The organism is Kangsaoukella pontilimi (assembly GCF_009830125.1).
In the GTDB taxonomy this organism is placed as follows: domain Bacteria; phylum Pseudomonadota; class Alphaproteobacteria; order Rhodobacterales; family Rhodobacteraceae; genus Kangsaoukella; species Kangsaoukella pontilimi.
In genome coordinates this window covers 1,428,629-1,450,487 of the sequence record NZ_WUPT01000001.1, presented here as the reverse complement: position 1 = coordinate 1,450,487, position 21,859 = coordinate 1,428,629, and the positions used below count along the sequence as shown (strand labels likewise).

General features: G+C 65.5%; 25 protein-coding genes. 16 read left to right on the top strand and 9 right to left on the bottom strand.

What is annotated here, in order from left to right:
- The first annotated feature begins 8 nt into the window (after positions 1-8).
- The 9 genes from GQ651_RS07230 to GQ651_RS07190 are packed head-to-tail and all read left to right on the top strand — an operon-like array spanning position 9 to position 8,119.
- The gene (locus GQ651_RS07230; protein ID WP_160763503.1) at positions 9-422 is read left to right on the top strand and encodes a phage major tail protein, TP901-1 family; all 414 of its coding nucleotides are present in this window, start codon (positions 9-11) and stop codon (positions 420-422) included.
- Entirely contained in the window at positions 422-739 is a 318-nt protein-coding gene (locus tag GQ651_RS07225; protein WP_160763502.1) for a gene transfer agent family protein, read from the top strand. Before GQ651_RS07230 ends, GQ651_RS07225 begins: the two co-directional genes overlap by 1 nt.
- Positions 736-939 carry a phage tail assembly chaperone gene (locus tag GQ651_RS07220; RefSeq protein WP_160763501.1) on the top strand — a complete coding sequence of 68 codons (204 nt, stop codon included), beginning with the start codon at positions 736-738 and terminating at the stop codon, positions 937-939. The genes GQ651_RS07225 and GQ651_RS07220 overlap by 4 nt, the downstream gene beginning before the upstream one ends.
- On the top strand, positions 932-1,588 hold the full coding sequence (locus GQ651_RS07215; RefSeq protein ID WP_160763500.1) for a phage tail tape measure protein: 657 nt from the start codon (positions 932-934) through the stop codon (positions 1,586-1,588). Before GQ651_RS07220 ends, GQ651_RS07215 begins: the two co-directional genes overlap by 8 nt.
- 10 nt (positions 1,589-1,598) lie before the next feature.
- A complete protein-coding gene (locus GQ651_RS07210; RefSeq protein ID WP_160763499.1) occupies positions 1,599-2,231 on the top strand; it encodes a DUF2460 domain-containing protein in 633 nt (210 codons plus the stop codon).
- A complete protein-coding gene (locus GQ651_RS07205) occupies positions 2,228-3,112 on the top strand; it encodes a DUF2163 domain-containing protein (RefSeq protein WP_160763498.1) in 885 nt (294 codons plus the stop codon). Before GQ651_RS07210 ends, GQ651_RS07205 begins: the two co-directional genes overlap by 4 nt.
- Entirely contained in the window at positions 3,109-3,546 is a 438-nt protein-coding gene (locus tag GQ651_RS07200; protein WP_160763497.1) for an NlpC/P60 family protein, read from the top strand. Before GQ651_RS07205 ends, GQ651_RS07200 begins: the two co-directional genes overlap by 4 nt.
- 24 nt (positions 3,547-3,570) lie before the next feature.
- Positions 3,571-7,416, top strand: coding sequence for a baseplate multidomain protein megatron (locus GQ651_RS07195; RefSeq protein WP_160763496.1), 3,846 nt, complete (start codon positions 3,571-3,573; stop codon positions 7,414-7,416).
- The gene (locus GQ651_RS07190) at positions 7,409-8,119 is read left to right on the top strand and encodes a DUF2793 domain-containing protein (protein ID WP_160763495.1); all 711 of its coding nucleotides are present in this window, start codon (positions 7,409-7,411) and stop codon (positions 8,117-8,119) included. Before GQ651_RS07195 ends, GQ651_RS07190 begins: the two co-directional genes overlap by 8 nt.
- Before the next feature lie 4 nt (positions 8,120-8,123).
- Here the strand turns inward: GQ651_RS07190 and GQ651_RS07185 are convergent, their stop codons facing one another.
- Entirely contained in the window at positions 8,124-8,465 is a 342-nt protein-coding gene (locus tag GQ651_RS07185; protein WP_319637347.1) for a TraR/DksA family transcriptional regulator, read from the bottom strand.
- Between the two features lie 82 nt (positions 8,466-8,547).
- On the opposite strand from GQ651_RS07185, the gene cysE reads away from it, so the two are divergent.
- Together cysE and GQ651_RS07175 are read left to right on the top strand one after the other, a co-directional pair.
- Entirely contained in the window at positions 8,548-9,363 is an 816-nt protein-coding gene (gene cysE / locus GQ651_RS07180; protein WP_160763494.1) for a serine O-acetyltransferase, read from the top strand.
- A gap of 128 nt (positions 9,364-9,491) precedes the next feature.
- Positions 9,492-10,559 carry a PLP-dependent cysteine synthase family protein gene (locus GQ651_RS07175; protein ID WP_160763493.1) on the top strand — a complete coding sequence of 356 codons (1,068 nt, stop codon included), beginning with the start codon at positions 9,492-9,494 and terminating at the stop codon, positions 10,557-10,559.
- 10 nt (positions 10,560-10,569) lie between these two features.
- Here the strand turns inward: GQ651_RS07175 and GQ651_RS07170 are convergent, their stop codons facing one another.
- The 6 genes from GQ651_RS07170 to GQ651_RS07145 all read right to left on the bottom strand — a co-directional run bounded on the left by GQ651_RS07170 (position 10,570) and on the right by GQ651_RS07145 (position 15,580).
- Complete coding sequence (locus GQ651_RS07170) at positions 10,570-10,905, bottom strand: carboxymuconolactone decarboxylase family protein (RefSeq protein ID WP_160763492.1); 336 nt, start codon at positions 10,903-10,905, stop codon at positions 10,570-10,572.
- A 205-nt stretch (positions 10,906-11,110) separates the two neighbouring features.
- Entirely contained in the window at positions 11,111-12,460 is a 1,350-nt protein-coding gene (locus GQ651_RS07165) for a pyruvate dehydrogenase complex dihydrolipoamide acetyltransferase (protein WP_160763491.1), read from the bottom strand.
- Positions 12,461-12,464: 4 nt separating this feature from the next.
- Positions 12,465-12,707, bottom strand: coding sequence for a hypothetical protein (locus GQ651_RS07160; RefSeq protein WP_160763490.1), 243 nt, complete (start codon positions 12,705-12,707; stop codon positions 12,465-12,467).
- A gap of 25 nt (positions 12,708-12,732) precedes the next feature.
- On the bottom strand, positions 12,733-14,106 hold the full coding sequence (locus tag GQ651_RS07155) for a pyruvate dehydrogenase complex E1 component subunit beta (RefSeq protein WP_160763489.1): 1,374 nt from the start codon (positions 14,104-14,106) through the stop codon (positions 12,733-12,735).
- 21 nt (positions 14,107-14,127) lie between these two features.
- Positions 14,128-15,144: a pyruvate dehydrogenase (acetyl-transferring) E1 component subunit alpha gene (gene pdhA, locus GQ651_RS07150; protein ID WP_160763488.1), complete on the bottom strand. Its 1,017-nt coding sequence runs from the start codon at positions 15,142-15,144 to the stop codon at positions 14,128-14,130.
- Positions 15,145-15,277: 133 nt separating this feature from the next.
- Positions 15,278-15,580, bottom strand: a complete 303-nt coding sequence (locus tag GQ651_RS07145) for an FtsB family cell division protein (protein ID WP_160763487.1) — start codon at positions 15,578-15,580, stop codon at positions 15,278-15,280.
- Between the two features lie 234 nt (positions 15,581-15,814).
- On the opposite strand from GQ651_RS07145, the gene GQ651_RS18680 reads away from it, so the two are divergent.
- Positions 15,815-16,468: a VPLPA-CTERM sorting domain-containing protein gene (locus GQ651_RS18680; protein ID WP_227257985.1), complete on the top strand. Its 654-nt coding sequence runs from the start codon at positions 15,815-15,817 to the stop codon at positions 16,466-16,468.
- Between the two features lie 79 nt (positions 16,469-16,547).
- On the opposite strand, the gene GQ651_RS07135 is transcribed toward GQ651_RS18680, so the two are convergent.
- Together GQ651_RS07135 and GQ651_RS07130 are read right to left on the bottom strand one after the other, a co-directional pair.
- Positions 16,548-17,435 (bottom strand): fructose bisphosphate aldolase, encoded by an 888-nt coding sequence (locus GQ651_RS07135; protein WP_160763486.1) that lies wholly within the window; start codon positions 17,433-17,435, stop codon positions 16,548-16,550.
- Positions 17,436-17,476: 41 nt separating this feature from the next.
- A complete protein-coding gene (locus GQ651_RS07130) occupies positions 17,477-18,670 on the bottom strand; it encodes a phosphoglycerate kinase (protein ID WP_160763485.1) in 1,194 nt (397 codons plus the stop codon).
- Between the two features lie 149 nt (positions 18,671-18,819).
- Between GQ651_RS07130 and GQ651_RS07125 the strand changes: the two genes are divergently transcribed.
- The 4 genes from GQ651_RS07125 (at position 18,820) to GQ651_RS07110 (ending at position 21,846) form a co-directional block, all read left to right on the top strand.
- A complete protein-coding gene (locus GQ651_RS07125; protein ID WP_160763484.1) occupies positions 18,820-19,326 on the top strand; it encodes a peptidylprolyl isomerase in 507 nt (168 codons plus the stop codon).
- Positions 19,319-19,891 carry a peptidylprolyl isomerase gene (locus tag GQ651_RS07120; protein ID WP_160763483.1) on the top strand — a complete coding sequence of 191 codons (573 nt, stop codon included), beginning with the start codon at positions 19,319-19,321 and terminating at the stop codon, positions 19,889-19,891. The genes GQ651_RS07125 and GQ651_RS07120 overlap by 8 nt, the downstream gene beginning before the upstream one ends.
- Positions 19,892-20,193: 302 nt before the next feature.
- The gene (locus GQ651_RS07115) at positions 20,194-21,171 is read left to right on the top strand and encodes a DUF3179 domain-containing protein (RefSeq protein WP_160763482.1); all 978 of its coding nucleotides are present in this window, start codon (positions 20,194-20,196) and stop codon (positions 21,169-21,171) included.
- Positions 21,172-21,207: 36 nt separating this feature from the next.
- Positions 21,208-21,846, top strand: a complete 639-nt coding sequence (locus GQ651_RS07110; protein ID WP_160763481.1) for a DUF998 domain-containing protein — start codon at positions 21,208-21,210, stop codon at positions 21,844-21,846.
- Positions 21,847-21,859: the final 13 nt, after the last annotated feature.

Below are 21,859 nucleotides of genomic sequence, written 5' to 3'. Positions count from 1 at the left end.
TGGGGCCGATGGGCGCACAAAACGGCAAGGACCTTCTGATCAAGCTCGACCTTACGGGGGGCGGTCAGTTCGAGACGGTGGCGGGGCTGAGAGCCACGCGGCTGTCGTTCAACCAGGAGTCGGTGGACGTCACCAGCCTGGAAAGCCAGGGCGGCTGGCGCGAGCTGATTGGCGGCGCGGGCGTGAAGTCGGCGGCGATCTCGGGCTCGGGCGTGTTCAAGGACACCTCGACCGACGAGCGGGCTCGACAGATCTTCTTCGATGGCGAAACCCCTGATTTTCAGGTGATTATTCCCGATTTCGGCATCGTCGAAGGCGCGTTCCTGATCACCTCGATCGAATATGCCGGGAGCCATAACGGCGAGGCCACTTACGAGATCGCCATGGCGTCCGCCGGGCGTCTGACCTTCACGGCGCTCTGATGGCGAACCCGCGCGCCGGAGAGGTGGCGATCCGTCTGGATGGCGAACGCCGGGTGATGCGGCTGACGCTGGGTGCGCTGGCTGAGCTGGAAGCCGATCTGGGGGGCGGCGGCCTCGTCGAGATGGTGCGGCGCTTCGAGACGGGCGCCTTCACCACGCGGGACGTTCTGTCGGTCATCGTCGCCGGTCTAAGGGGCGGTGGCTGGTCGGGGGACGCCCGTGAACTGCTCACGGCTGAGATCGACGGCGGCGTGACGGGCGCGGCGCGGGCGGCGGCGGTTCTGCTTGTGCGCGCCTTTTCCGAGCCGGGCGGATGAGCGGCGCCTTCGACTGGGCGGCGCTGATCCGGGCGGGGTTCGCACGGGGGCTGAGGCCCGAGGATGTGTGGCGGATGACACCGGGCGAGTTCGCGCTTCTGGCAGGCGCGGGCGGAGCGGCGATGCCTTTGACACGGGATAGGCTGGCGGCCCTTGAGCGGGCCTTTCCGGATGAAAGAAACGAGGTAAGCAATGGCTGACATTGAAGAAATCGACGCGTTGGACGAGGCGCTCCGCGATCTCGAGGCGGCCGCGGGCGGTGCGGGTTCCGTGACGGCTGCTTTCGCCTCGGAGGTTGAGAAGATGTCGGCGCGGGTGGCGGCCTCGGGGCGGGATGTGGATGTCATGTCCAAGGGTCTGTCGCGGGGCCTCAAGCGTGCTTTCGACGACATCGTGCTGGATGGCGGGCGGGCGAGCGACGTGCTTTCGACCGTCGCGCAAAGCCTGATCAGCACCGCCTATTCGGCAGCGATCAAGCCGGTGACCAACCATCTGGGCGGGCTTCTGGCCGAGGGGATCAGCGGCGTCTTCGGTGGCGCCTTTGCCGATGGAGCGAGTTTCGCCCAAGGGCGCGTCACGCCCTTTGCCACGGGCGGTGTCGTGTCGGGGGCGACGGCATTTCCAATGCGGGGCGGCTGGGGCCTGATGGGTGAGGCGGGGCCGGAGGCGATCATGCCGCTGAGCCGCGGCGCGGACGGGAAGCTGGGGGTCCGGGCTGCGGGCGGCGCACGCCCGGTGCAGGTGGTCGTCAATGTGACGACGCCCGATGTGCAGGGATTTCAGCGTTCGCAAAGCCAGATCGCGGCGCAGCTTGGCCGGGCGTTGAGCCTTGGTCAGCGGAACATGTGAGGGCAAGTCTATGAGTTTTCACGAAATTCGTTTTCCCGCCTCGCTGAGCTTCGGCTCGTCCGGCGGCCCCGAGCGGCGGACCGAGATCGTGTCGCTGGCCAACGGGTTCGAGGAGCGGAACAGCCCCTGGGCTCATTCGAGGCGTCGCTACGATGCCGGGTTGGGGATGCGGTCGCTGGAGGATGTCGAGGCGCTGATCGCGTTCTTCGAGGCGCGGCGCGGGGCGCTTTACGGGTTCCGCTGGAAGGATTGGGCCGACTACCGATCCTGCGGGGTGCTGGAGGCTCCGGCGCCGGGCGATCAGGTGATTGGGACGGGTGACGGGCTAACGAAGGTCTTCGGGCTGCAGAAGACATACCGGTCGGGCAGCGAGACCTATACCCGGCCCATCGCCAAGCCGGTGTCGGGCACGGTTCTGATTGCCGTGGGCGGCGACCCGAAGGTCGAGAGCGTCGATTTCTCGGTGGATATCTCGACGGGCAAGGTGGCGCTGACCGAGGCGCCGGGGCCGGGCGCTGTGGTCACAGCTGGGTTCGAGTTCGACGTGCCGGTGCGGTTCGACACCGACGCCATCCAGGTGTCGGTCGCCAGTTTCCGCGCAGGCGAGGTGCCGAATGTGCCGATTGTGGAGCTCAGGCTGTGAGCGCCGCTGCGCTGGCCGCGCATCTGGCCACGGGGACGACGACGGTGGCGCGCGCGTGGCTGGTGAGGCGGCGTGACGGGCGCGAGTTAGGGTTCACGGATCACGACCGTGATCTGAGTTTCGCGGGCGTCGTCTTTTCAGCGTCTGCGGGTCTGTCGGCGCGTGCCGTGGAGCAGACCACGGGCCTTGCCGTCGACAATAGCGAGGCGGTTGGCGTTCTGAGTGACCCTGCAATTTCGGAGGGGGACATCCGCGCCGGGCTGTTCGACGGAGCCGAGGTCGAGCTCTGGCTGGTGAACTGGGCGGACACGTCTGCGCGCCGGCGGATTTTTCGCGGCAACCTGGGCGAGATCGAGCGGAGCGGGGCGTCTTTCCGGTGCGAATTGCGGGGGCTGTCCGACCGGCTGAACCGGCCCATCGGGCGGAGCTATCAGAAGCGTTGCGGCGCCGTTCTGGGCGATCGTGCCTGCGGGGTGGATATCGGGGCGCCTGAGGTGTCGGTCGCGCTGCCGGTGGTGCGGATCGAGCGGGGCAGCGAGCTGTGGCTGGCAGGCGGTGAGGCCTATTCCGAGGGCTGGTTTTCGCGCGGGCGGGTCAGCGTCGAGACAGGCGCGGGTGTGGGCGCGAGCGGATCGGTGAAGCGGGATCGCCTGATCGCCGGGCAGCGCGTGGTCGAGCTCTGGTCCTTCCTGTCGGCGGGGTTGCAGCCTGGCGACACTTTGCGGCTGGTGGCGGGGTGTGACAAGCGCGCGGAGACCTGCCGCGAGAAGTTCGACAACTTTCTGAATTTTCGCGGTTTTCCGGATATTCCGGGTGAGGACTGGCTGATGTCTTACCCGGTGTCGGCGGACCGCAACGATGGCGGGACCAGGCGGTCGTGAACCGTGCGGATATCGTAGCAGAGGCGGAGGCGTGGATCGGCACGCCCTATCGCCATCAGGCATCGGTCAAGGGCGCGGGGAGCGATTGCCTTGGCCTTTTGCGGGGCGTGTGGCGTGCGGTGGCGGGCCATGAACCCGAGGTGCCGCCGCCCTATTCGCGGGACTGGGACGAGGTCGAGCGGCGCGATGTGCTGTTGGCTGCGGCTCGGCGGCATCTAGTCGAACGCCCTGCGGCGGAGATGGCGCCGGGCGACGTGCTGCTCTTTCGGATGCGGGATGGGGCGGTGGCCAAGCATCTTGGCATTCTTACGCGGTCGGGCGCCCATCCGGCCTTTGTCCATGCCTATTCCGGGCATGGGGTCGTGCAGTCTTCGCTGTCGCTGCCCTGGCGGCGGCGGGTGGCGGCGGTGTTTTCCTTTCCGGGTCTGACCTGACCTCCTTCACGTTGGGAGCTTCCAATGGCGACACTTCTTCTTTCCGCCGCCGGTGCGGCGATCGGCTCGTCCATTGGCGGGTCGGTCCTGGGGATCGGTGCGGCGGCTCTTGGGCGCGCGGTGGGGGCGACCGTGGGACGGCTGGTGGACGACAAGATCCTCGGTGCGGGATCGCGCCGGGTCGAGACCGGGCGGATCGACCGGTTCCGCCTGACAGGGGCTAGCGAGGGTCTGCCTGTGCCGTCGGTCCATGGCAGGGTGCGGGTGTCGGGGCAGGTGATCTGGGCGTCGCGCTTTCGCGAGACGGTGACCGAGGAAGGCGGGGGCGGGGGCAAGGGCACGCCGTCGCAGCCGACGGTCACCAGCTATTCCTATTCGGTAAGCCTGGCGATTGCGCTGTCTGAGGGGGTCATATCGCGGTTGGGCCGTATATGGGCCGACGGGATCGAGATTTCTCCGGCTGATCTGTCGTTCCGGCTTTATCCGGGTGATGACGCGCAGTTGCCCGATCCTGTGATTGAGGCGGTGGAGGGCGTGGGCGAGGCACCGGCCTATCGAGGAATCGCCTATGTGGTCATTGAGGACCTGCCGCTCCAGCGGTTCGGCAACCGCATTCCTCAGTTCACTTTCGAGGTGATGCGCACCGGCGCGGGCGATCCGGCGAGCCGTGTAAGGGCTATCGGTATCGGGCCCGGCATGGGGGAATATGCGCTTGCCACGACGCCTGTGCATTTCGAGGAAAGTCTGGGCCGGGTCCGGTCTGCCAATGTGAACACCGCCAGCGGCGTCACGGATTTCGAAATGTCGGTGCGTGCGCTGGAAGAAGAGTTGCCGGGCGTGTCTGCGAGCGCGCTGTCGGTCTCATGGTTCGCGGGCGATCTGCGGGCCGGGCGGGCCAGCTGCCAGCCCAAGGTCGAGCAGGGCGCGATGGACGGTGTCGGGATGGGCTGGGCCGTGGATGGCGTGACGCGGGCTGGCGCGGCGGTTCTGCCCGAAAAGGAAGGTCGCTCGGTCTATGGCGGGACGCCTGCGGACCGGGCCGTCATCGAGGCCATCGGCAGGCTGGGTCAGGCAGACCATGAGGTCATGCTGTCGCCGGTTCTGCTGATGGACCAGATCGCCGGCAACGGCCTCGCCGATCCCACGGGCGGCGTTGAGCAACCCGAGACACCCTGGCGCGGCCTTCTGGAGCCGGAGCCGGGGCAGGACGTGACCGCCGAGGTCGATGCGTTTTTCGGGTCGGCGGTCGCGGGCGACTTCTCGGTGAGCGGTGGAACGGTGAGCTATATCGGTGGCGACGGGTTCACCTATCGCCGCTTTGTCCTGCATTATGCGCATCTGGCGGCGGTGGCGGGCGGTGTCTCGGCCTTTCTGATCGGGTCCGAGTTGGTCGGGCTGACGCGGGCGCGGGCGGGAGACGGGAGTTTCCCGGCGGTTGGTCAACTGAAGGCGCTGGCGGCGGAGGTGCGTGCGATCCTGGGGCCGGGGACCAAGGTCGGGTATGGCGCGGACTGGACCGAGTATCACAGCGTCCGACCCGTGGACGCGCCGGGCGACGTTCTGTTCCCGCTGGACGCGCTCTGGTCCGACGCGAATATCGATTTCGTCGGCATTTCCAATTACATGCCGGTCAGCGACTGGCGTGGCGGGACCGAGCATGCCGATGCCGGTTGGGGCGCGATCTATGACCTTGGCTACCTGCAGGCGAATATCGCGGGCGGCGAAGGGCATGACTGGGAATACCGCACCGAAGAGGCGCGGGCGCTTCAGATCAGGAGCCCGATCGAGGACGCGGCGTTCGGAGAACACTGGGTCTATCGCTGGAAGGACATCGCAAGCTGGTGGTCCGAGCCGCATCACGAGCGGGTGTCAGGCGCGCGCGCGGGCGCGCCGACGGGGTGGGTGCCTGGCTCGAAGCCTGTCTGGTTCACGGAGCTGGGGTGTCCGGCGGTGGACCGGGGCACGAACGCGCCCGGCCGCCGGGTTGAGGCGGAGGCACGCGACAGCAGCGGCGCGCGGGACGATCTGTTGCAGGCGCGGTATCTGGATGCCGTCGCCACGTATTGGGACGATCCGGAACGGAACCCGGTGTCGTCTGTCTATGGCGGGCCGATGGTGGCCACCGACCGCATGTTCTTCTGGGGGTGGGACGCGCGGCCTTACCCGCAGTTTCCGGCGAGCCTGTCGGTCTGGTCGGATGGTGCGGGCTATGGGGCCGGGCATATCCTGGCCGGGCGGATGGCGTCGCGGTCGCTCGCATCAGTGGTCGAGGAGGTCTGTACGGCCTCGGGGCTGACGGATGTGGATGTGAGCGGGCTTTATGGCCTTGTGCGGGGTGTCTCGCTGGAGGGCGGGCGCGATGCGCGGGCGGCCTTGCAACCACTGTTGATGGCGGCGGGGGCCGATGCGGTCGAGCGGGACGGACAGTTGGTGTTCCGGTCGCGCGGCGCACGATTGACGGAGGTTCTGTCGCAGGAGAGGCTGGTCTGGGCGCAGGGGACTGATGTTATCAGCCATCTGAGAGAGGCGCAGTCGGGCGTGGCGGGCCGTGTGCAACTGGATTTCCTGGAGGCCGATGGCGACTACGAGGTGCGGGCCGCGGAGGCGCGCTTTCCCGATGCCGATGACAGCGTGATCGCGCGGAGCGAGTTGCCGCTGGTTCTGACGCAGGGCGAGGGCCGTGCGCTGACCGAACGCTGGCTGTCCGAGGTGCGCGTGGCCCGTGAAAGCGTGCGCTTCACGCTGCCGCCGTCCTCGACTCTCGCGGCGGGCGATGTGGTGGCCTTTGAGGAGGATACCGATGGGGCGCGGTACCGGATCGACCGGATCGAGGAAGGTGGAGAGCGGCGGGTCGAGGCGGTTCGGATCGACGCTGGCACCTTCGAGGTCGCCGCAGATGCCGAGACGATCGTGGCGCGGCCGCCCGTACTTGCCCCCTTGCCGGTGGCGAGCAAGATCATGGACCTGCCGCTTGTCGTGGGCGAGGAAGCGGTCGCGGCCCCATGGGTCGTGGCGGCATCAGATCCCTGGCCGGGATCGGTGGCCGTCTACATGCAGCGGGGATCGGTCTGGCGGTTCGAGACAGAGCTCACGCAGCGCGCGCTGATCGGCGAGACGCTGAACGGTCTTGGCCGGGCCTCGCCGCATCGCTTCGACCGGGGGCCGGCGCTGAAGGTGCGGCTGGTCGCGGGCGCCCTGTCGAGCATCGACGAGGCGGCGCTTTATTCGGGCGGGAACGCGGCGCTGATCCGCTCGGCGGCCGGCGGACCGTGGGAGGTGTTTCAGTTCCGGGACGCGGTGCTGTCCGAGCCGGATGTCTGGGACCTGTCGATGCGGCTGAGGGGACAGCAGGGCACGGATGGTACGATGCCCGAAAGCTATCCCACCGGCTCGCGGGTGGTGATCCTTGACGGGGCGTTGCGGCAGATGTCGCTCAGGTCGAACTATCTTGGCCAGCCGCAGGTCTATCGGGTCGGCCCGGCCAACAAGCCGGTGGATCATCCGTCCTTCACAACGATCGAGGCCACGACCTTCGGTCTCGGGTTCCGGCCCTACGCCCCGGCGCATGTCCGGGCCCGGCGGGACGAGAGCGGGGATGTCACCGTCACGTGGGTGCGCCGGACGCGTATCGACGGGGACCGGTGGGAGCCGTTGGACGTGCCATTGGGCGAGGTGGCCGAGAGCTATGTGGTCCGTGTCTTTGTCGGCAGCGCGCTGAGGCGTGAGGTCACGGTCTCCACGCCGTCATGGACCTACGGCGCGGCGGAGGCGGCGGCGGATGGCGTCACCGGTGCCTACCGCGTGGAGGTCGCGCAGATTTCGGACCGCTTCGGTCCGGGGCTTTTCGGAAAGGTAGAGATCAATGACTAGCACCGTCACTCTTGGATTGCCCTTCGTCGAAGCGGCGCAGGCGCAGAAACATGTTACCGTGAACGAGGCGTTCCAGCGTCTGGATGCGCTGACGCAGATGACGCTGGCGGGTACCGGTGCTTCCGTGCCGCCGGTGGCGCCCGGCGAGGGCGAGGTCCATGCCGTGGGCGCGGGCGCATCCGGTGCCTGGTTCGGGTTCGATGGTGCCTTGGCCCTCTATCAGAACGGCGGTTGGGATTCCGTGACGCCGGTGGCGGGCTGGCGCGCCTGGGATGCAGAGGCGGGTGCTATCGTTACCTTCGACGGTGTCGAGTGGGTTCCGGGGCTGATCGCTTTGTCAGGTGCCGGAGCGGCATTCGCGCACCGGACTGCGGACGTGTTGCACAGTGTCGGAGGCGGCCCGGTTTCGACGGTGACGGCTGCGTTGCCAGATGGCGCCCTGGTACTTGGAGTGTCTCTTCGCGTGGTGTCGTCCATCGGCGGTGCGTCGTCCTTCGATCTTGGGGTGAGCGGCGCGGCGACCCGTTTCGCGATGGGGGTCAGCAGCGCCGCCGGAGCGACGGCGGCCACGATCCGCGACGTGCCACAGGTCTATCCCGGCGGTGGGGACATCGTGCTCACGGCTAAGGGCGGGAGCTTCAACGGGACGGGGCAGGTGTGGCTTGCCATCCACCTGGCGGAACTGACGCCGCCCAGGGCGTGAGTGCTCAGCCGTTGGCACAGGAGACGCAGGTGGCGACCGTTGGGTCGAGTTCCAGCCGGCCGGGCGGGATGTCTTCGCCGCAGTCCTGACAAACCCCGTACTCGCCCTCGTCCAAACGGGCGAGGGCGGCGAGGATGCGGGCGCGGCGCTGAGCGCGGCGGCGGCTGGTGGCCTGTGCCATGGCCTGACGCTGCATCGCGTCCATGCGGCTGAGACGGCCGACGGATTGCTGGTCGAGCGTGACGGTGCCCCGATCTTCTCGGCTATCGTCGTCGCTTGTGTCGAGGGCGTGCAGCTCGGTGGCGAGTTTTTCGCGCCACATGTCCAATTGTGTGGAATCGGGCACTTTTCTACCGCCTCACGCTTTGTGTTTTGTCAGGAGCGCCTATCTGGTGTAAGACGCGCTGACAGTAATACGAGGCTGCATCATGGCAGAACGCAAGACGAAACCGACCCCTGTCGACCCCGTCTGGGACCGTATCAGGGACGATGCCGAAACCGCCGTGATAGCCGAGCCGCTGATCGGCGGCATGGTGCATTCGAGCGTTCTGCACCACCAGACACTGGAGCAGGCACTGGCCTATCGCTTTGCCCAGAAGCTGTCGTCGCAGGATGTTTCGCCGCAACTGATGCGGGAAATCGCGGACGCCGCCTATACCGATGACAAGAGCCTCGGCCGCGCGGCGCGCGCGGACCTGATGGCGGTTTACGAGCGCGATCCGGCCTGCCATTCGCTGTTGCAGCCGCTTCTGTTCTTCAAGGGATTCCAGGCCGTTCAGGCCTATCGGGTGGGCCATTGGCTCTGGACCCACAACCGCCGGGACCTGGCCTATCTGATCCAGGCACGGGTGAGCGAGGTCTTCGGGATCGACATTCACCCCGCCGCCCGTATCGGTCAGGGCCTGATGATCGACCACGCCCATTCCATTGTAATCGGCGAGACGGCGGTGGTCGGCAACAACGTCTCGATGCTGCATTCGGTAACGCTTGGCGGTACCGGCAAGGAAGACGATGACCGCCATCCCAAGATCGGAGACGGCGTGCTGATCGGGGCGGGTGCAAAGGTGCTCGGCAACATCCGCGTCGGCAATTGCAGCCGGATCGCCGCCGGGTCCGTGGTGCTGGAAGAAGTGCCGCCCTGCAAGACGGTCGCCGGCGTTCCCGCGCGGATCGTGGGAGAGGCGGGGTGTGACCAGCCGGCGCTCTCGATGGATCAGATCCTGAACGGCTGTCCCGGCGAGTAAGCCATTCCCGAAATGAAATTCCGACGAGAGCAGAGGGCCGGTCCCTCTGCTCTTTTTCTGTTCCGGCCCTTGCTTCAAAGGCACTCCGGGCGCAGGCTTCACCTGAAAAGCTGCATGGGAGAGGGACAATGTCGGATAGAACAACAAGCGGTCGCGGACGGCTTTATGAGTCGATCGTGGACACGATCGGGGACACGCCCACGATCCGTATCAACCGGATCGCTCCCGAGGGGGTCACCGTCTATGTCAAGTTCGAGGCCTTCAACCCGGCTGCCTCGGTCAAGGACCGGCTGGCGATCAGCATCATCGAAGAGGCCGAGAAATCGGGCGCGCTGAAGCCCAGCCAGACCGTTGTCGAGGCGACGAGCGGCAATACGGGCATCGGGCTTGCCATGGTCTGTGCGGCCAAAGGCTATCCGCTGGTCATCACCATGGCGGACAGCTTCTCGATCGAGCGGCGGCGGTTGATGCGGTTCCTGGGCGCCAAGGTGGTGCTGACGCCGAGGGCCGAGAAGGGCTTCGGCATGTACCAGAAGGCGAAAGAGCTGGCCGAAGCGAATGGCTGGTTCTTTGCCGGCCAGTTCGAGACGCCGGCCAACGCGAAAATCCATCAGAACACCACGGCGCGCGAGATCATCGGGGACTTCGAGGGTGAGCGTCTGGATTATGTCGTGACGGGCTATGGCACGGGCGGCACCGTCAGCGGGCTTGGGCGTGTCCTGAAATCGGAGCGGCCCGAGACAAAGATCATCCTGACTGAACCCGCAAACGCCCAGCTTGTGGGCTCAGGCTATGTCAACACGCGGAACGAGGCGCATCAGCCGACCGAAAGCCACCCGAATTTCGAGCCGCACCCGATTCAGGGGTGGACGCCGGATTTCATTCCCTGGGTGCTGCAGGAGGCGCTGGACAAGGGCTACTACGATCAGCTTCTGCCGGTGCCGGGACCGGAGGGGATCGCCTGGTCGCGGCGGCTGGCGGCGGAAGAGGGTATCTTCACGGGTATCTCGGGCGGCTCGACATTTGCGGTCTCGATGAAGATCGCCAAAGAGGCCGAACCCGGCTCGGTCATCCTCTGCATGTTGCCCGATACGGGCGAGCGGTACCTGTCGACGCCGCTCTTCGAGGGGATCGGAGAGGACATGTCAGAGGAAGAACTCGCGCTGTCGAAATCGACGCCGGGGTATCAGCTCTGACGAGTTTGGCCTAGGCGACGAACTGGTCGTAGGCTTCGAGCGCGCGCGCCCCGTACATGAAGGCGGGGCCGCCGCCCATATACATCGCGACGGATATCGTCTCGGCCACCTGATCGCGGGTGGCCCCTGCCGCGATGGCGGCCTTCACGTGAAATCCGATGCAGTCGTTGCACTGCTTGGAAATCCCGATGGCGATGCACATCAATTCCTTGTCGAGCGTCGAGAGCGCGCCTGGGGCCATTGCGGCCTTTGCCATGGCGCCGAAGCCCGTGGCGGCCTCCGGCTCGGCCTTTCGGAAAGCCGCGAGATTACGGTTGGCGTTGGTCAGAAAGTCGTGCCAGTTCATGGGATTGCTCCAGTCATGCGGGTTTTCGCATGACTAGGCACACCGGCGCCCAGAAGCCTTGCGCTGGATCAAGCGAGGACGGCGTCCCCATTATCGGCCTTCAAATATCCTCGGGGGAGTTTGAGGGGGCAGACAGCCCCCTCATCGGGCGCGGATGCATCAGCATCCGCGCAGCGCGACCTGCGAAGCAGGGCGCAAAACCTCGTCAAGCCAGCATCGCCACCGGGTTTTCGAGGTTGTCCTTGATGGCGTTCAGCAGTTCCGCGCCGAGCGCGCCGTCGATGACCCGGTGATCGACCGAGAGTGTCACCGACATGACCGTGGCCACGGTCAGTTCGCCATCGTCGCCCACAACCGGCTTTTTGACGCCCGCGCCGACGGCGAGGATCGCGCCATGGGGCGGGTTGATGACGGCGTCGAAATTGTCGATGCCGAACATGCCGAGGTTCGAGATTGCAAAGCTGCCGCCCTGATATTCCTCGGGGCTGAGCTTGCGGTCGCGGGCGCGGGCGGCGAGGTCCTTCATCTCGGCCGAGAGCGCCGAGAGCGACTTCATCTCGGCATCCTTCAGAACCGGCGTGAACAGCCCGCCCTCGATGGCGACGGCCACGGCCACGTCGGATGGCTTCAACTTCAGCATCCGGTCGCCCGCCCAGACGGCATTGGCGTTCGGCACCTGCTGAAGCGCCAGTGCGCAGGCCTTGATGATGAAATCATTGACGGAGAGCTTCACGCCCCGCGCCTCGAGCTGCTTGTTCAGCGTGCCCCGGAACTTCATCAGCGCATCCAGCTGGATGTCGCGGCGAAGGTAGAAATGCGGGATCGTCTGCTTGGCCTCGGTGAGGCGCGCGGCGATCGTTTTCCGCATTCCGTCGAGTTTGACCTCTTCGTACTCGCGGCCCTCGTACATCTTGATGACCGCATCGGCTCCCATGCCGGCGGGCATGGCCGGTTTCGCGCCCTCGGTTACCTTCGGCGCCTCGGCGGCTGCGGCCTTCGGCGCTTCGGCCTTGCCGGGTTCGGCCTTCTCCACATCCGCCTTCACGACGCGGCCCTTCGGACCCGAGCCCTTGATCTGGCTCAGGTCCAGACCCTTGTCCTTGGCGATGCGGCGGGCGAGGGGCGATGCGAAGATGCGGTCGCCCTTGTCGTCGGTGCCTGCTGCCGGCGCTGGCGAGGCGCTCGCTTGCGTTTCGCCCCGGCCATATCCCTCTGCGGGTGCGGTCTTGTCCGACGCCTCTGCAGGGGCCGCATCCGTCGATGCCTCGGCCTTGGGCGCGCTCGACACCTCACCGATATCGTCGGCGCTTTCGCCCTCTTCCAGCAGGACCGCGATGGGCGTGTTGACCTTTACGCCTTCCGAGCCTTCGGGGATGAGGATCTTGCCGATGACGCCTTCGTCGACGGCTTCGAATTCCATTGTGGCCTTGTCGGTCTCGATTTCGGCCAGAAGGTCGCCCGAGGATACGGTGTCGCCTTCCTTGACGAGCCATTTGGCAAGCGTGCCTTCCTCCATTGTAGGCGAGAGGGCGGGCATCAGGACTTCGGTGGGCATTTCTTCACTCCTCCTCGAGCGACAACAGATCGTAGGGCTTTTTCACCCGATTGTCGCCTTGAGACATTTTCACGAGAGCGCTCTCGATGTTTTTTCTGTGGTGGGCGATCCAGGAATAGACGTCGAAATGTTCAGGCCGGGTGGCGTTCGGAAGGCCGAGCGTCTCGGCCACCAGCGCCTCGGGGACGAGGCCGCGGATGCGGCGCCCCCCGGCTTCGAAGCTGACGCGGTAGGCGCCTTTCGACATGTCTATCCCGTGGACCTCCATCCTTTTAGCGGTAGGTCACGGCCTTGACCGCGTCGATCACCTCTTTGGTGCTGGTCAGCGCCAGCTTTTCGAGGTTTGCGGCATAGGGCATGGGCACGTCCTTGCCGGTGCATTTCAGCACCGGGGCGTCGAGATAATCGAACGCCTCGCGCATGATCTCGGAGCCGATATGGTCCGACATGCTCGCCACGGGCCAGCCCTCTTCCACGGTGACGCAGCGGTTGGTCTTCTTGACGCTTTCCACCACGGTCGCGATGTCGAGCGGGCGGAGCGTGCGCAGGTCGATGACCTCGGCCGCGATGCCCTCTTTCGCCAGTTCGTCCGCCGCTTCCAGAGCATAGGTCATGCCGATGCCCCAGGAGACGATGGTCACGTCCTCGCCCTGGCGCCAGATGCGCGCCTTGCCAAAGGGAATGGTGAAATCGTCCATCTTCGGCACATCGAAGGAACGGCCGTAGAGGATTTCGTTTTCAAGGAAGACGACCGGGTTCGGGTCGCGGATCGCGGATTTCAGGAGGCCCTTGGCGTCGGCCGCCGAGAAGGGCTGAACCACGCGAAGGCCCGGCACGCTGGCATACCACGCCGCGTAATCCTGGCTGTGCTGGGCCGCCACGCGGGCCGCCGCACCGTTCGGGCCACGGAACACGATCGGGCTGCCCATCTGACCGCCCGACATGTACAGTGTCTTGGCCGCCGAGTTGATGATGTGGTCGATGGCCTGCATCGCGAAGTTGAAGGTCATGAACTCGACGATGGGGCGCAGACCGCCCCAGGAGGCACCCACGCCTATGCCGGCAAAGCCGTGCTCGGTGATGGGCGTATCGACGACGCGGCGCGCGCCGAACTCGTCCAGCAAGCCCTGCGTGATCTTGTAGGCGCCCTGGTACTCGGCCACTTCCTCGCCCATGACGAAAACGGTGTCGTCGCGGCGCATCTCTTCGGCCATGGCGTCGCGGAGTGCTTCGCGGACCGTGGTCGAGACCATTTCGGTCCCTTCCGGGTAGTCGGGCTCGAGCGCGCGGCTCTCCTTGGGCTGCGCGGGGGCAGAGGCGGCTGCAGGGGCAGGGGCCTCTTCCTCGGCAGCGGCGGGCGCTTCGGCGGGGGTCGACGACACTTCGACGTCATCGGCGCTTTCGCCCTCCTCGACGAGGACGGCGATGGGCGTGTTCACCTTCACGCCTTCGGTGCCTTCGGCCACGAGGATTTTCCCCATGATGCCTTCATCGACGGCCTCGAATTCCATCGTGGCCTTGTCGGTTTCGATCTCGGCCAGAATGTCGCCGGACGAAACGGTATCGCCCTCTTTCACCAGCCATTTGGCCAGCGTGCCTTCCTCCATCGTGGGGGAGAGTGCGGGCATGAGAATTTCGGTTGCCATTTTCGGTATCCCTCCCTCTGATCAGGCGTTCTGCGGCGCCGGGGCGTCTTCGACGATGATGTCGGTCCAGAGCTCTTTCAGCTCCGGCTCGGGGCTTTCCTTGGAGAAATCGGCGGCGTCGTTGACGATGCTCTTGATTTCCTTGTCGATGTCCTTGAGCTGATCTTCCAGCCCGCCGTCCATCTCGAGAAGGCGCTTGCGGACCTGTTCGATCGCGTCGCGTTCCTCGCGCATCTTCTGCACTTCGTCGCGGGTCCGGTACTTGGCCGGGTCCGACATCGAGTGGCCGCGGTAGCGATAGGTCATGACTTCAAGGATGAACGGACCCTTGCCGGCGCGGCAATGTTCGACCGCCTTCTGACCGGCGGCCTTCACGGCGAGGACGTCCATGCCGTCGACTTCCATGCCTTCGATCCCGTAGGCCGCGCCACGTTCCCAGAGCGACGGCGATTTGGTCGACCGCTTGACGCTCGTGCCCATGGCGTACTGGTTGTTTTCGATGACGAAGACGACGGGCAGGTCCCAGAGTTCGGCCATGTTGTAGGTCTCGTAGACCTGGCCCTGGTTGGCGGCGCCATCGCCGAAATAGGTGAAGGTGACGCGGTCATTGCCGAGATATTTGTCGGCGAAGGCGAGACCAGCGCCAAGCGGCACGTTCGCGCCGACGATGCCGTGACCGCCATAAAAGCGCTTGTCGGTCGAGAACATGTGCATCGACCCGCCCTTGCCCTTGGAATAGCCGCCCTCGCGGCCCGTCAGTTCGGCCATGACGCCCTTGGGGTCCATGCCGCAGGCGAGCATGTGCCCGTGGTCGCGGTAGGTGGTGATGCGCCGGTCGCCTTCTTCGGCCACGGCTTCAAGGCCGACGACGACAGCTTCCTGTCCGATATAGAGGTGGCAGAAACCGCCAATCAGGCCCATGCCATAAAGCTGGCCCGCCTTTTCCTCGAACCGCCGGATGAGAAGCATCTCGCGGTAATATTCCAGCAGTTCCTCTTTCGAGGCGTTCGACTTGCTCGCAGCCTTGCGTGCGGCCATGGGCAACACCCTCCCTTCCGAGAATAGTTCAGCGTTAAACCATCTCGTACACCATGACGCGAGGGAACGCACGTGGAAAGACGCCGCAGGCGGCGAATGCCTGCCATGCCTCTGGTGCAAGGGGGGCTTGGCGTCAGTTCAGCGCGATTTCGTCGGACCGGATCAGGCCCAGCACGTCGCGGGCCTGCGCATCGAGAAGATCGAGATCGAGGAAGCGGTCGGACAGACGGAGCGTCTTGTTTTCGAGTGCCGCCACCTCTTCGGCAAGGCGGGCTTTCTCAGTTCGCAGGACATCTGCCTCGGCGTCGATCTGGACGCGGCGGAAGAGGCCGAAATCGCCCTGGACGCTTGCAAAGGTAAAGTAGAGCCCCAGCGAAAACATCGCTGCGAAATAGACGATCACGCCGATTGCCGGACGTTTGCCTGACCCTGCCATCACTCTGCCTCTTGGCCCTCTTCCGGGGCTGCCCTAGCACATTGGCACAGGTGATTCGCGCTGTGAATCCCCTAAATGCACGACCTGGCGAAAACCTACCGAAACCGCGTCGGACAGGATCGGAAACAGTGAGTTCCCGGTCAGGCAGTGGGATTTCATGCGATCTCCGTGCAGACAGGCGGGGTGGTATCGTCCGGGCACTGTGTCCGGACGAGTTTGTGGGGGTAATTCCAGATGAAGACACTGCTGACTTCGGCCGTGTTCGTCGTTGCTGCCGGAGCGGCACATGCGGCGTCACTGTCGATCGACTTCGAGACCGGTTACAGCAACGACGTGACGGTCCTGTCCAATGGCGACGAAATCGCACCGGGCGTGACCGTGACCAGCACCGAGACCATCCAGGTGGTCAAGACCGGCTCGCCGACCGACGCCTTCGTGCCGAACGACATGCCTGCCGTCGGCGATTTCGGTGACTATTTCCTGACCGGCGATTTCAACAAGGACACCGACCTCTCGCTGCACTTCGCCACCGACGTGACGGGCCTGTCCTTCGACATCGCGGATATCGACGGTTCGGGCGAGACGGTCAGCAACTCGACCGAGTTCTTCGAGTTCACCGCTTATCTGAACGGTATTCAGGTCGATCAGATCCTCGTTGACGCGACCGAGGTCAATGGCGACGCGCAGGTGGTGACCATCGCGTTCGCGGACGATCTGGTTTTGGATATGCTGGGCATCGTCGGCTACACCAAGGGCGGCACCCGGAACATCGGATGGGGCATCGACAACATCCACGCCTCGCCCGTACCGCTGCCCGCAGCAGGGTTGCTGCTGCTTGGCGGTCTGGGTGGGCTCGCGGCGATGAAGCGCCGTCGCAAGGCCGCCTGATCCACGGTCACGACCCAAAAAAGAACGCCCGGAGCTGAGTGCTCCGGGCGTTCTTTTTCTGCGCGCCGCGTGCTGGCGATCAGGTGATCGAGGCGCGGTAGATGCTGTCGATCGTGGCGGCGATGGTCTCGTTGAATTCGGCGTCCGACTGCTGGGCCGAAAGACCCTCGGTCAGGGCGCGGCTGAAGCTGGCGATCATGCCGTGGTTATCCGCCAGCATCGCGTTGGCGTCGTCGCGCGAATAGCCGCCCGACAGGGCAACGACGCGCATCACCTTGGGGTGGTCGATCAGCGGCTTGTAGAAATCGGCCTCGGTGGGCAGCGACAGCTTCAGCATGATTTCCTGACCGTCGGGGAGCGCGTCGAGACCGTTCAGAATCTCGTCGCGCAGGATCGCTTCGGCCTCGGCCTTGTCCGAGATCGAGATCGTGACCTCGGGCTCGAGGATCGGCATCAGCCCGTGAGACAGGATTTGCTTGCCCACTTCAAACTGCTGCTCGACGATGGCCTTGATGCCGCCCGCATTGGCCGCACCGATGACCGAGCGCATCTTGGTGCCGAAGATGTCCTTGGACACGGCACGGTCGAGCAGAGCGTCAAGCCCGCCGATGGGCTTCATGAGCTGCACGTCGTTTTCCTCACCGGCAAGGCCCTGATCGACCTTGAGGAACGGCACGACGCCCTTGTCTTCCCAGAGGAATTTCGCCGCCGGTTTGCCGCCGAACTCGCGGTCCATGGTCATCTCGAACAGGATCGCGCCGATCACCTTCTCGCCGGTAAAGGCGGGGGCGGCGACGATGCGGGCGCGCATCTCGTGGATGCGGTCGAACATCTCGTCTTCGCCGGAATAGGCGTCTTCTTCCACGCCGTAGAGCCGGAGCGCCTTGGGTGTCGAGCCGCCCGACTGGTCGAGCGCGGCGATGAAGCCTTGCCCGGTGCGCATCTGCTGGGCCTGTTGTTCGTTCATGACTTTATGTCCTCCTCTTGCCGGGGCCGTCGCCCGGCGGGTCAATCCTGGTCGAGCGCGGCGACGCCGGGCAGTTCCTTGCCTTCCATCCATTCGAGGAAGGCGCCGCCAGCCGTCGAGATATAGGTGAAGTCGTCCGCCACCCCGGCGCGGTTGAGCGCCGCCACGGTATCGCCACCGCCGGCGACAGAGATGAGTGCGCCCGCGCGGGTCAGTTCGGCCGCCTTCTGCGCGGCGGCGTTCGTGGCGGCGTCGAAAGGCGCGATCTCGAAGGCGCCGAGGGGGCCGTTCCAGATCAGCGTCTTGGCGGCCTCGAATGCCGCGGTGATCTTCTCGACCGTCTTGGGGCCCGCGTCGAGTATCATGCGGTCGGCAGGGCAGTTCTCGGCCGCAACGGTCACGTTGTCGGCGCCTGCCGCGAATTCGGTCGCGCAGACCACGTCCACGGGCAGCAGAATTTCGCAGGCGGCCTCGTCGGCCTTTGCCATGATCTCGCGCGCGGTGTCGGCCATGTCGTGCTCGGCCAGCGATTTGCCCACGTCGATTCCCTTGGCGGCGAGGAAGGTGTTGGCCATGCCGCCACCGATCACCAGCGTGTTCACCTTGCGGACGAGGTTGCCCAGAAGGTCGAGCTTGGTCGAGACCTTGGCGCCCCCCACAACGGCCACGACGGGGCGTTCGGGATCGGTCAGCGCGGCTTCGAGCGCTTTCAGTTCGGCCTCCATCAGGCGGCCCGCAGCGGACGGCAGGATCTGTGCCAGCGCCTCGGTCGAGGCATGGGCGCGGTGCGCGGCGGAGAAAGCGTCGTTCACATAGACCTGCCCGAGCGCGCCGAGCGATGCGGCGAACATCCCGTCATTGGCCTCTTCGCCCGCGTGGAAGCGGGTGTTCTCCAGAAGGACGACATCCCCCGGCTCCATTGCGGCCACCGCGGTCTTGGCGGGGCCGCCGATGCAGTCCTTGGCGAAGGTGACCTTGCGGCCCAGATGCTCGGACAGGGTGTCGACGATCTGGGCAAGCGACATCTCGGGGTTGGGCTTGCCCTTTGGACGGCCGAAATGGGCCATCAGGACCGGCATTCCGCCCTTTTCGATGATGTCGCTGACCGTGGGCACAATCCGCTCGATCCGGGTCGCGTCGGTCACGCGTCCATTCTCGACGGGGACGTTCAGATCGACCCGTACCAAGGCGACCTTGCCGTCAAGGTCGATGTCGTCGAGCGTCTTCCAGGCCATTTTGCGCCTCCATATGTTCCCCGCCATTCCCTAACGGACGCTCGCGCGGCGTCAACCGGCGGAATGCCCCGGATGGGCGCGCTTTCGCCTTTTCCTCTGGCCATGGGCGCACTACCTTCGCCCGCGACAAAGAAAAGGAGCGCGCCACCATGGCCGACTACAAGGACCCCGAGAACACCATCCTGATCGAGTTGAAGGACGGCACCGTCGCGATCGAGCTTCTGCCCGACATCGCGCCCAAGCACGCCGAGCGCATGAAGGAGCTGGCGCGGTCGGGCGACTACGACAACGTGGTCTTTCACCGCGTGATCGACGGTTTCATGGCGCAGACCGGCGACGTGGAACACGGCGACTTCGAGGACGGCTTCAATCTGCGGCGGGCTGGCACCGGCGGGTCGAGCCTTCCCGATCTGCCGGCCGAGTTCAGCCGTATCCCCCATGATCGCGGCACCCTCGGTGCGGCGCGGAGCCAGAACCCCAATTCGGCCAACAGCCAGTTCTTCATAAACTTCTCGGACAACCATTTCCTGAACGGGCAATACACCGTTTATGGCCGGGTGATCGAAGGCATGGAGCATGTCGACAAGATCGCTCGCGGCGAGCCGCCGATGAACCCCGACCGGATGCTGAGCGTGAAGGTGGCCTCGGATGCGTAACCTCTTTCTGATCGCCGCGCTGGCCGCAGCGCCCGCCGTCGCGCTCGCCCAGACCGAAGACGGCCCCGGCCCGAACCTCGTCATCGAGGTGGCGGGCGAGGCCGAAGGCACCGTGGTCATCGACCTCTTCGAGGACGTGGCACCCGCCCATGTCGAGCGGATTACGACGCTGGCTGAGGAAGGTGCCTATGACGACGTCGTGTTTCACCGCGTGATCGACGGCTTCATGGCGCAAACCGGCGACGTAGAATTCGGCAAGCTGGGTCAGGACATGCGCATGGCTGGGCGCGGCGGGTCGGACCGGCCTGATCTTCCCGCGGAGTTCTCGGACATCAATTACGACCGGGGCATCGTGGGCATGGCGCGCGCGCAGAACCTGAATTCCGCCAACAGCCAGTTCTTCATCATGTTCGAAGAGGGCGCGTTTTTGAACGGGCAGTACACGGTTGTCGGGCGCGTGATCGAGGGCATGGATGTGGTCGATGCGATCAAGCGGGGCGAGGGCGCGAATGGCGCGGTCCTTGGCGAGCCTGACCGGATGGCCGAAGTCAGCGTCGCGCGCTGATCGAGGGTTTGCGCCCGGCTGGCGCCGGTCGCGGTAGAAGGGGGGCGCTGCCCCCCTCGGCCCTTCGGGCCTCACCCCCCGGGATATTTGAGGGCCGATAATGGGGATTGGGGGCGCGGGGCATCGGCGTGTGCACTCCCTGGTGGTTGAAACACGCAACCGTCTGACATCTTCCTGGCCGGGAATAAGGCTTTGGGGCGCGCGCTCGCCGCGTGTCGCGGGCGGTAAAGAGGCCGTGAGGTGGGCTAGGCGGAGAGCGTTGGCTCTGTCAGCGTGAGGGGGTCTTACCGGAGAGGTCTGCCATGCGTCTGGTTCATTTCGTTTGCGTTCTTGCCCTCGGGCTGGGGCTTGGCCTGTCCGCCGCGAAGGCGGACCCGAGTTTCTGGCGATATGAATGGCCGGAGACGGATTTCAGCCAGACGAGCGTGGAGAACTGGACCGAGATCCTCTCGGGCGGACCGCCCAAAGACGGTATTCCGGCGCTCGATGATCCCGACTTCATTCCGGTTTCGGACGAGACGCGGATCGGCGACCGCGAGCCGGTCATCACGCTTGAGATCGACGGTGCGGTGCCGCGCGCCTATCCGATCCGCTACCTCACATGGCACGAGATCGCCAATGACGTGGTCGCGGGCGTGCCGGTGGCGGTGACCTTCTGTCCCTTGTGCAACTCAGGCATTACCTTCGATCGGCGGGTTGCCGGGACGGTGCTGAGTTTCGGCGTCTCAGGCAAGCTGAGGAATTCGGACATGGTCATGTATGACCGCGAGACCCAGAGCTGGTGGCAGCAGGCGGTCGGCGAGGGGATCGTGGGCATCCATACGGGGACCGAGTTGAAGATGCTGCCGTCCTGGATGGAGAGCTGGGGCGAGTTCCGGGCGCGCAATCCGGAGGGCCTGGTCATGGCCGAGCCCGGCTGGCCACGCGACTACGGGCGAAACCCCTACCGTGGTTACGATTCGCTGTCGCGGCCGTTTCTATACAACGGCGAGTTGCCGCCCCACGGGATCGAGCCGCTGGTGCGTGTCGTGCGCGTGGGGGACCGGGCCTGGCCGGTGGAGCGGCTGCGCGAGGCGGGCGAGCTGACCGAGGCGGGTGTCACCATCACCTGGGCATCCGGGCAGGCCTCGGCGCTGGACACGCTGGCCATCGACGAGGGCAAGGACGTGGGCACCATCCGGGTGCGCGACGCCGAGGGCAATGACGTGGTGCATGACATCCTGTTCGCCTTCGCCTTCCATGCCTTCTGGCCCGATGGCGAATGGATGCTCGGGGGCTGAGCGGAACCCGACGCCGCCCGCCCTTGTTCGGTCTTCATGGACAAGACTTATCGAGAGGCGGTCGCCGACGAGCGGCCCGAACTTCTGACCTTTTGCGGCGCCTTCGGGATTCTGGGCGCGCTCGTGATGACCTTTGGCGTTCTGATCGTTCAGACCTTCGCCCCCGGTCACGACCCGATCGAGGACACGATCAGCGATCTGGCGCGTGGTGACACCGCGTGGATCATGGACGCGATCTTCTACCTGAACGCCGCCAGTCTGCTGGGTCTCGCCATTGCGGCGGCGCATCTGCATCTGGGCAAGTGGGACTGGTCGCTCGGGATTTTCGTGCTGGCGCTTCTGGCGCTCGATATCGTGCTTCTGGGGGTCTGGGACACGTTCTATTCGACGGAGGGTGTCGACAAGACGTCGGTCCATACGCGGCTGGCCACGGCGCTTTATCCGCTGTTCCTGATCGGGCCGCTTCTGATGGTGCGGGGCATCTCGAACGCGGCGGGCGTGCTTCCTCGGGTCTTCATTGCCGCGTCGATCCTCTGGGGGATCACGGCGCTGATCTATTTCTTCGGCCCAGAGGCCTATTACGGCATCACCGAGCGGATCGCCGGGGCGACTACGCTGATCTGGGTTCTGCCGCTGTCCTGGGTGTTTCTGAGGCGGGGTCTGGCGCGGCTTTGAAGGCCGCGCCGGA

What these genes read in the sequence shown, in the direction of transcription:
- GQ651_RS07195 (WP_160763496.1), top strand. Translation starts at nt 3,571, where the DNA reads ATGGCGACACTTCTTCTTTCCGCCGCCGGTGCGGCGATCGGCTCGTCC.
- GQ651_RS07190 (WP_160763495.1), top strand. Translation starts at nt 7,409, where the DNA reads ATGACTAGCACCGTCACTCTTGGATTGCCCTTCGTCGAAGCGGCGCAG.
- GQ651_RS07130 (WP_160763485.1), bottom strand. Translation starts at nt 18,670, where the DNA reads ATGGCCTGGAAGACGCTCGACGACATCGACCTTGACGGCAAGGTCGCC.
- GQ651_RS07230 (WP_160763503.1), top strand. Translation starts at nt 9, where the DNA reads ATGGGCGCACAAAACGGCAAGGACCTTCTGATCAAGCTCGACCTTACG.
- GQ651_RS07155 (WP_160763489.1), bottom strand. Translation starts at nt 14,106, where the DNA reads ATGGCAACCGAAATTCTCATGCCCGCACTCTCCCCCACGATGGAGGAA.
- GQ651_RS07165 (WP_160763491.1), bottom strand. Translation starts at nt 12,460, where the DNA reads ATGCCCACCGAAGTCCTGATGCCCGCCCTCTCGCCTACAATGGAGGAA.
- GQ651_RS07160 (WP_160763490.1), bottom strand. Translation starts at nt 12,707, where the DNA reads ATGTCGAAAGGCGCCTACCGCGTCAGCTTCGAAGCCGGGGGGCGCCGC.
- cysE (WP_160763494.1), top strand. Translation starts at nt 8,548, where the DNA reads ATGGCAGAACGCAAGACGAAACCGACCCCTGTCGACCCCGTCTGGGAC.
- GQ651_RS07210 (WP_160763499.1), top strand. Translation starts at nt 1,599, where the DNA reads ATGAGTTTTCACGAAATTCGTTTTCCCGCCTCGCTGAGCTTCGGCTCG.
- GQ651_RS07170 (WP_160763492.1), bottom strand. Translation starts at nt 10,905, where the DNA reads ATGAACTGGCACGACTTTCTGACCAACGCCAACCGTAATCTCGCGGCT.
- GQ651_RS07110 (WP_160763481.1), top strand. Translation starts at nt 21,208, where the DNA reads ATGGACAAGACTTATCGAGAGGCGGTCGCCGACGAGCGGCCCGAACTT.
- GQ651_RS07125 (WP_160763484.1), top strand. Translation starts at nt 18,820, where the DNA reads ATGGCCGACTACAAGGACCCCGAGAACACCATCCTGATCGAGTTGAAG.
- GQ651_RS18680 (WP_227257985.1), top strand. Translation starts at nt 15,815, where the DNA reads ATGAAGACACTGCTGACTTCGGCCGTGTTCGTCGTTGCTGCCGGAGCG.
- GQ651_RS07135 (WP_160763486.1), bottom strand. Translation starts at nt 17,435, where the DNA reads ATGAACGAACAACAGGCCCAGCAGATGCGCACCGGGCAAGGCTTCATC.
- GQ651_RS07220 (WP_160763501.1), top strand. Translation starts at nt 736, where the DNA reads ATGAGCGGCGCCTTCGACTGGGCGGCGCTGATCCGGGCGGGGTTCGCA.
- GQ651_RS07120 (WP_160763483.1), top strand. Translation starts at nt 19,319, where the DNA reads ATGCGTAACCTCTTTCTGATCGCCGCGCTGGCCGCAGCGCCCGCCGTC.
- GQ651_RS07225 (WP_160763502.1), top strand. Translation starts at nt 422, where the DNA reads ATGGCGAACCCGCGCGCCGGAGAGGTGGCGATCCGTCTGGATGGCGAA.
- GQ651_RS07145 (WP_160763487.1), bottom strand. Translation starts at nt 15,580, where the DNA reads ATGGCAGGGTCAGGCAAACGTCCGGCAATCGGCGTGATCGTCTATTTC.
- pdhA (WP_160763488.1), bottom strand. Translation starts at nt 15,144, where the DNA reads ATGGCCGCACGCAAGGCTGCGAGCAAGTCGAACGCCTCGAAAGAGGAA.
- GQ651_RS07115 (WP_160763482.1), top strand. Translation starts at nt 20,194, where the DNA reads ATGCGTCTGGTTCATTTCGTTTGCGTTCTTGCCCTCGGGCTGGGGCTT.
- GQ651_RS07215 (WP_160763500.1), top strand. Translation starts at nt 932, where the DNA reads ATGGCTGACATTGAAGAAATCGACGCGTTGGACGAGGCGCTCCGCGAT.
- GQ651_RS07175 (WP_160763493.1), top strand. Translation starts at nt 9,492, where the DNA reads ATGTCGGATAGAACAACAAGCGGTCGCGGACGGCTTTATGAGTCGATC.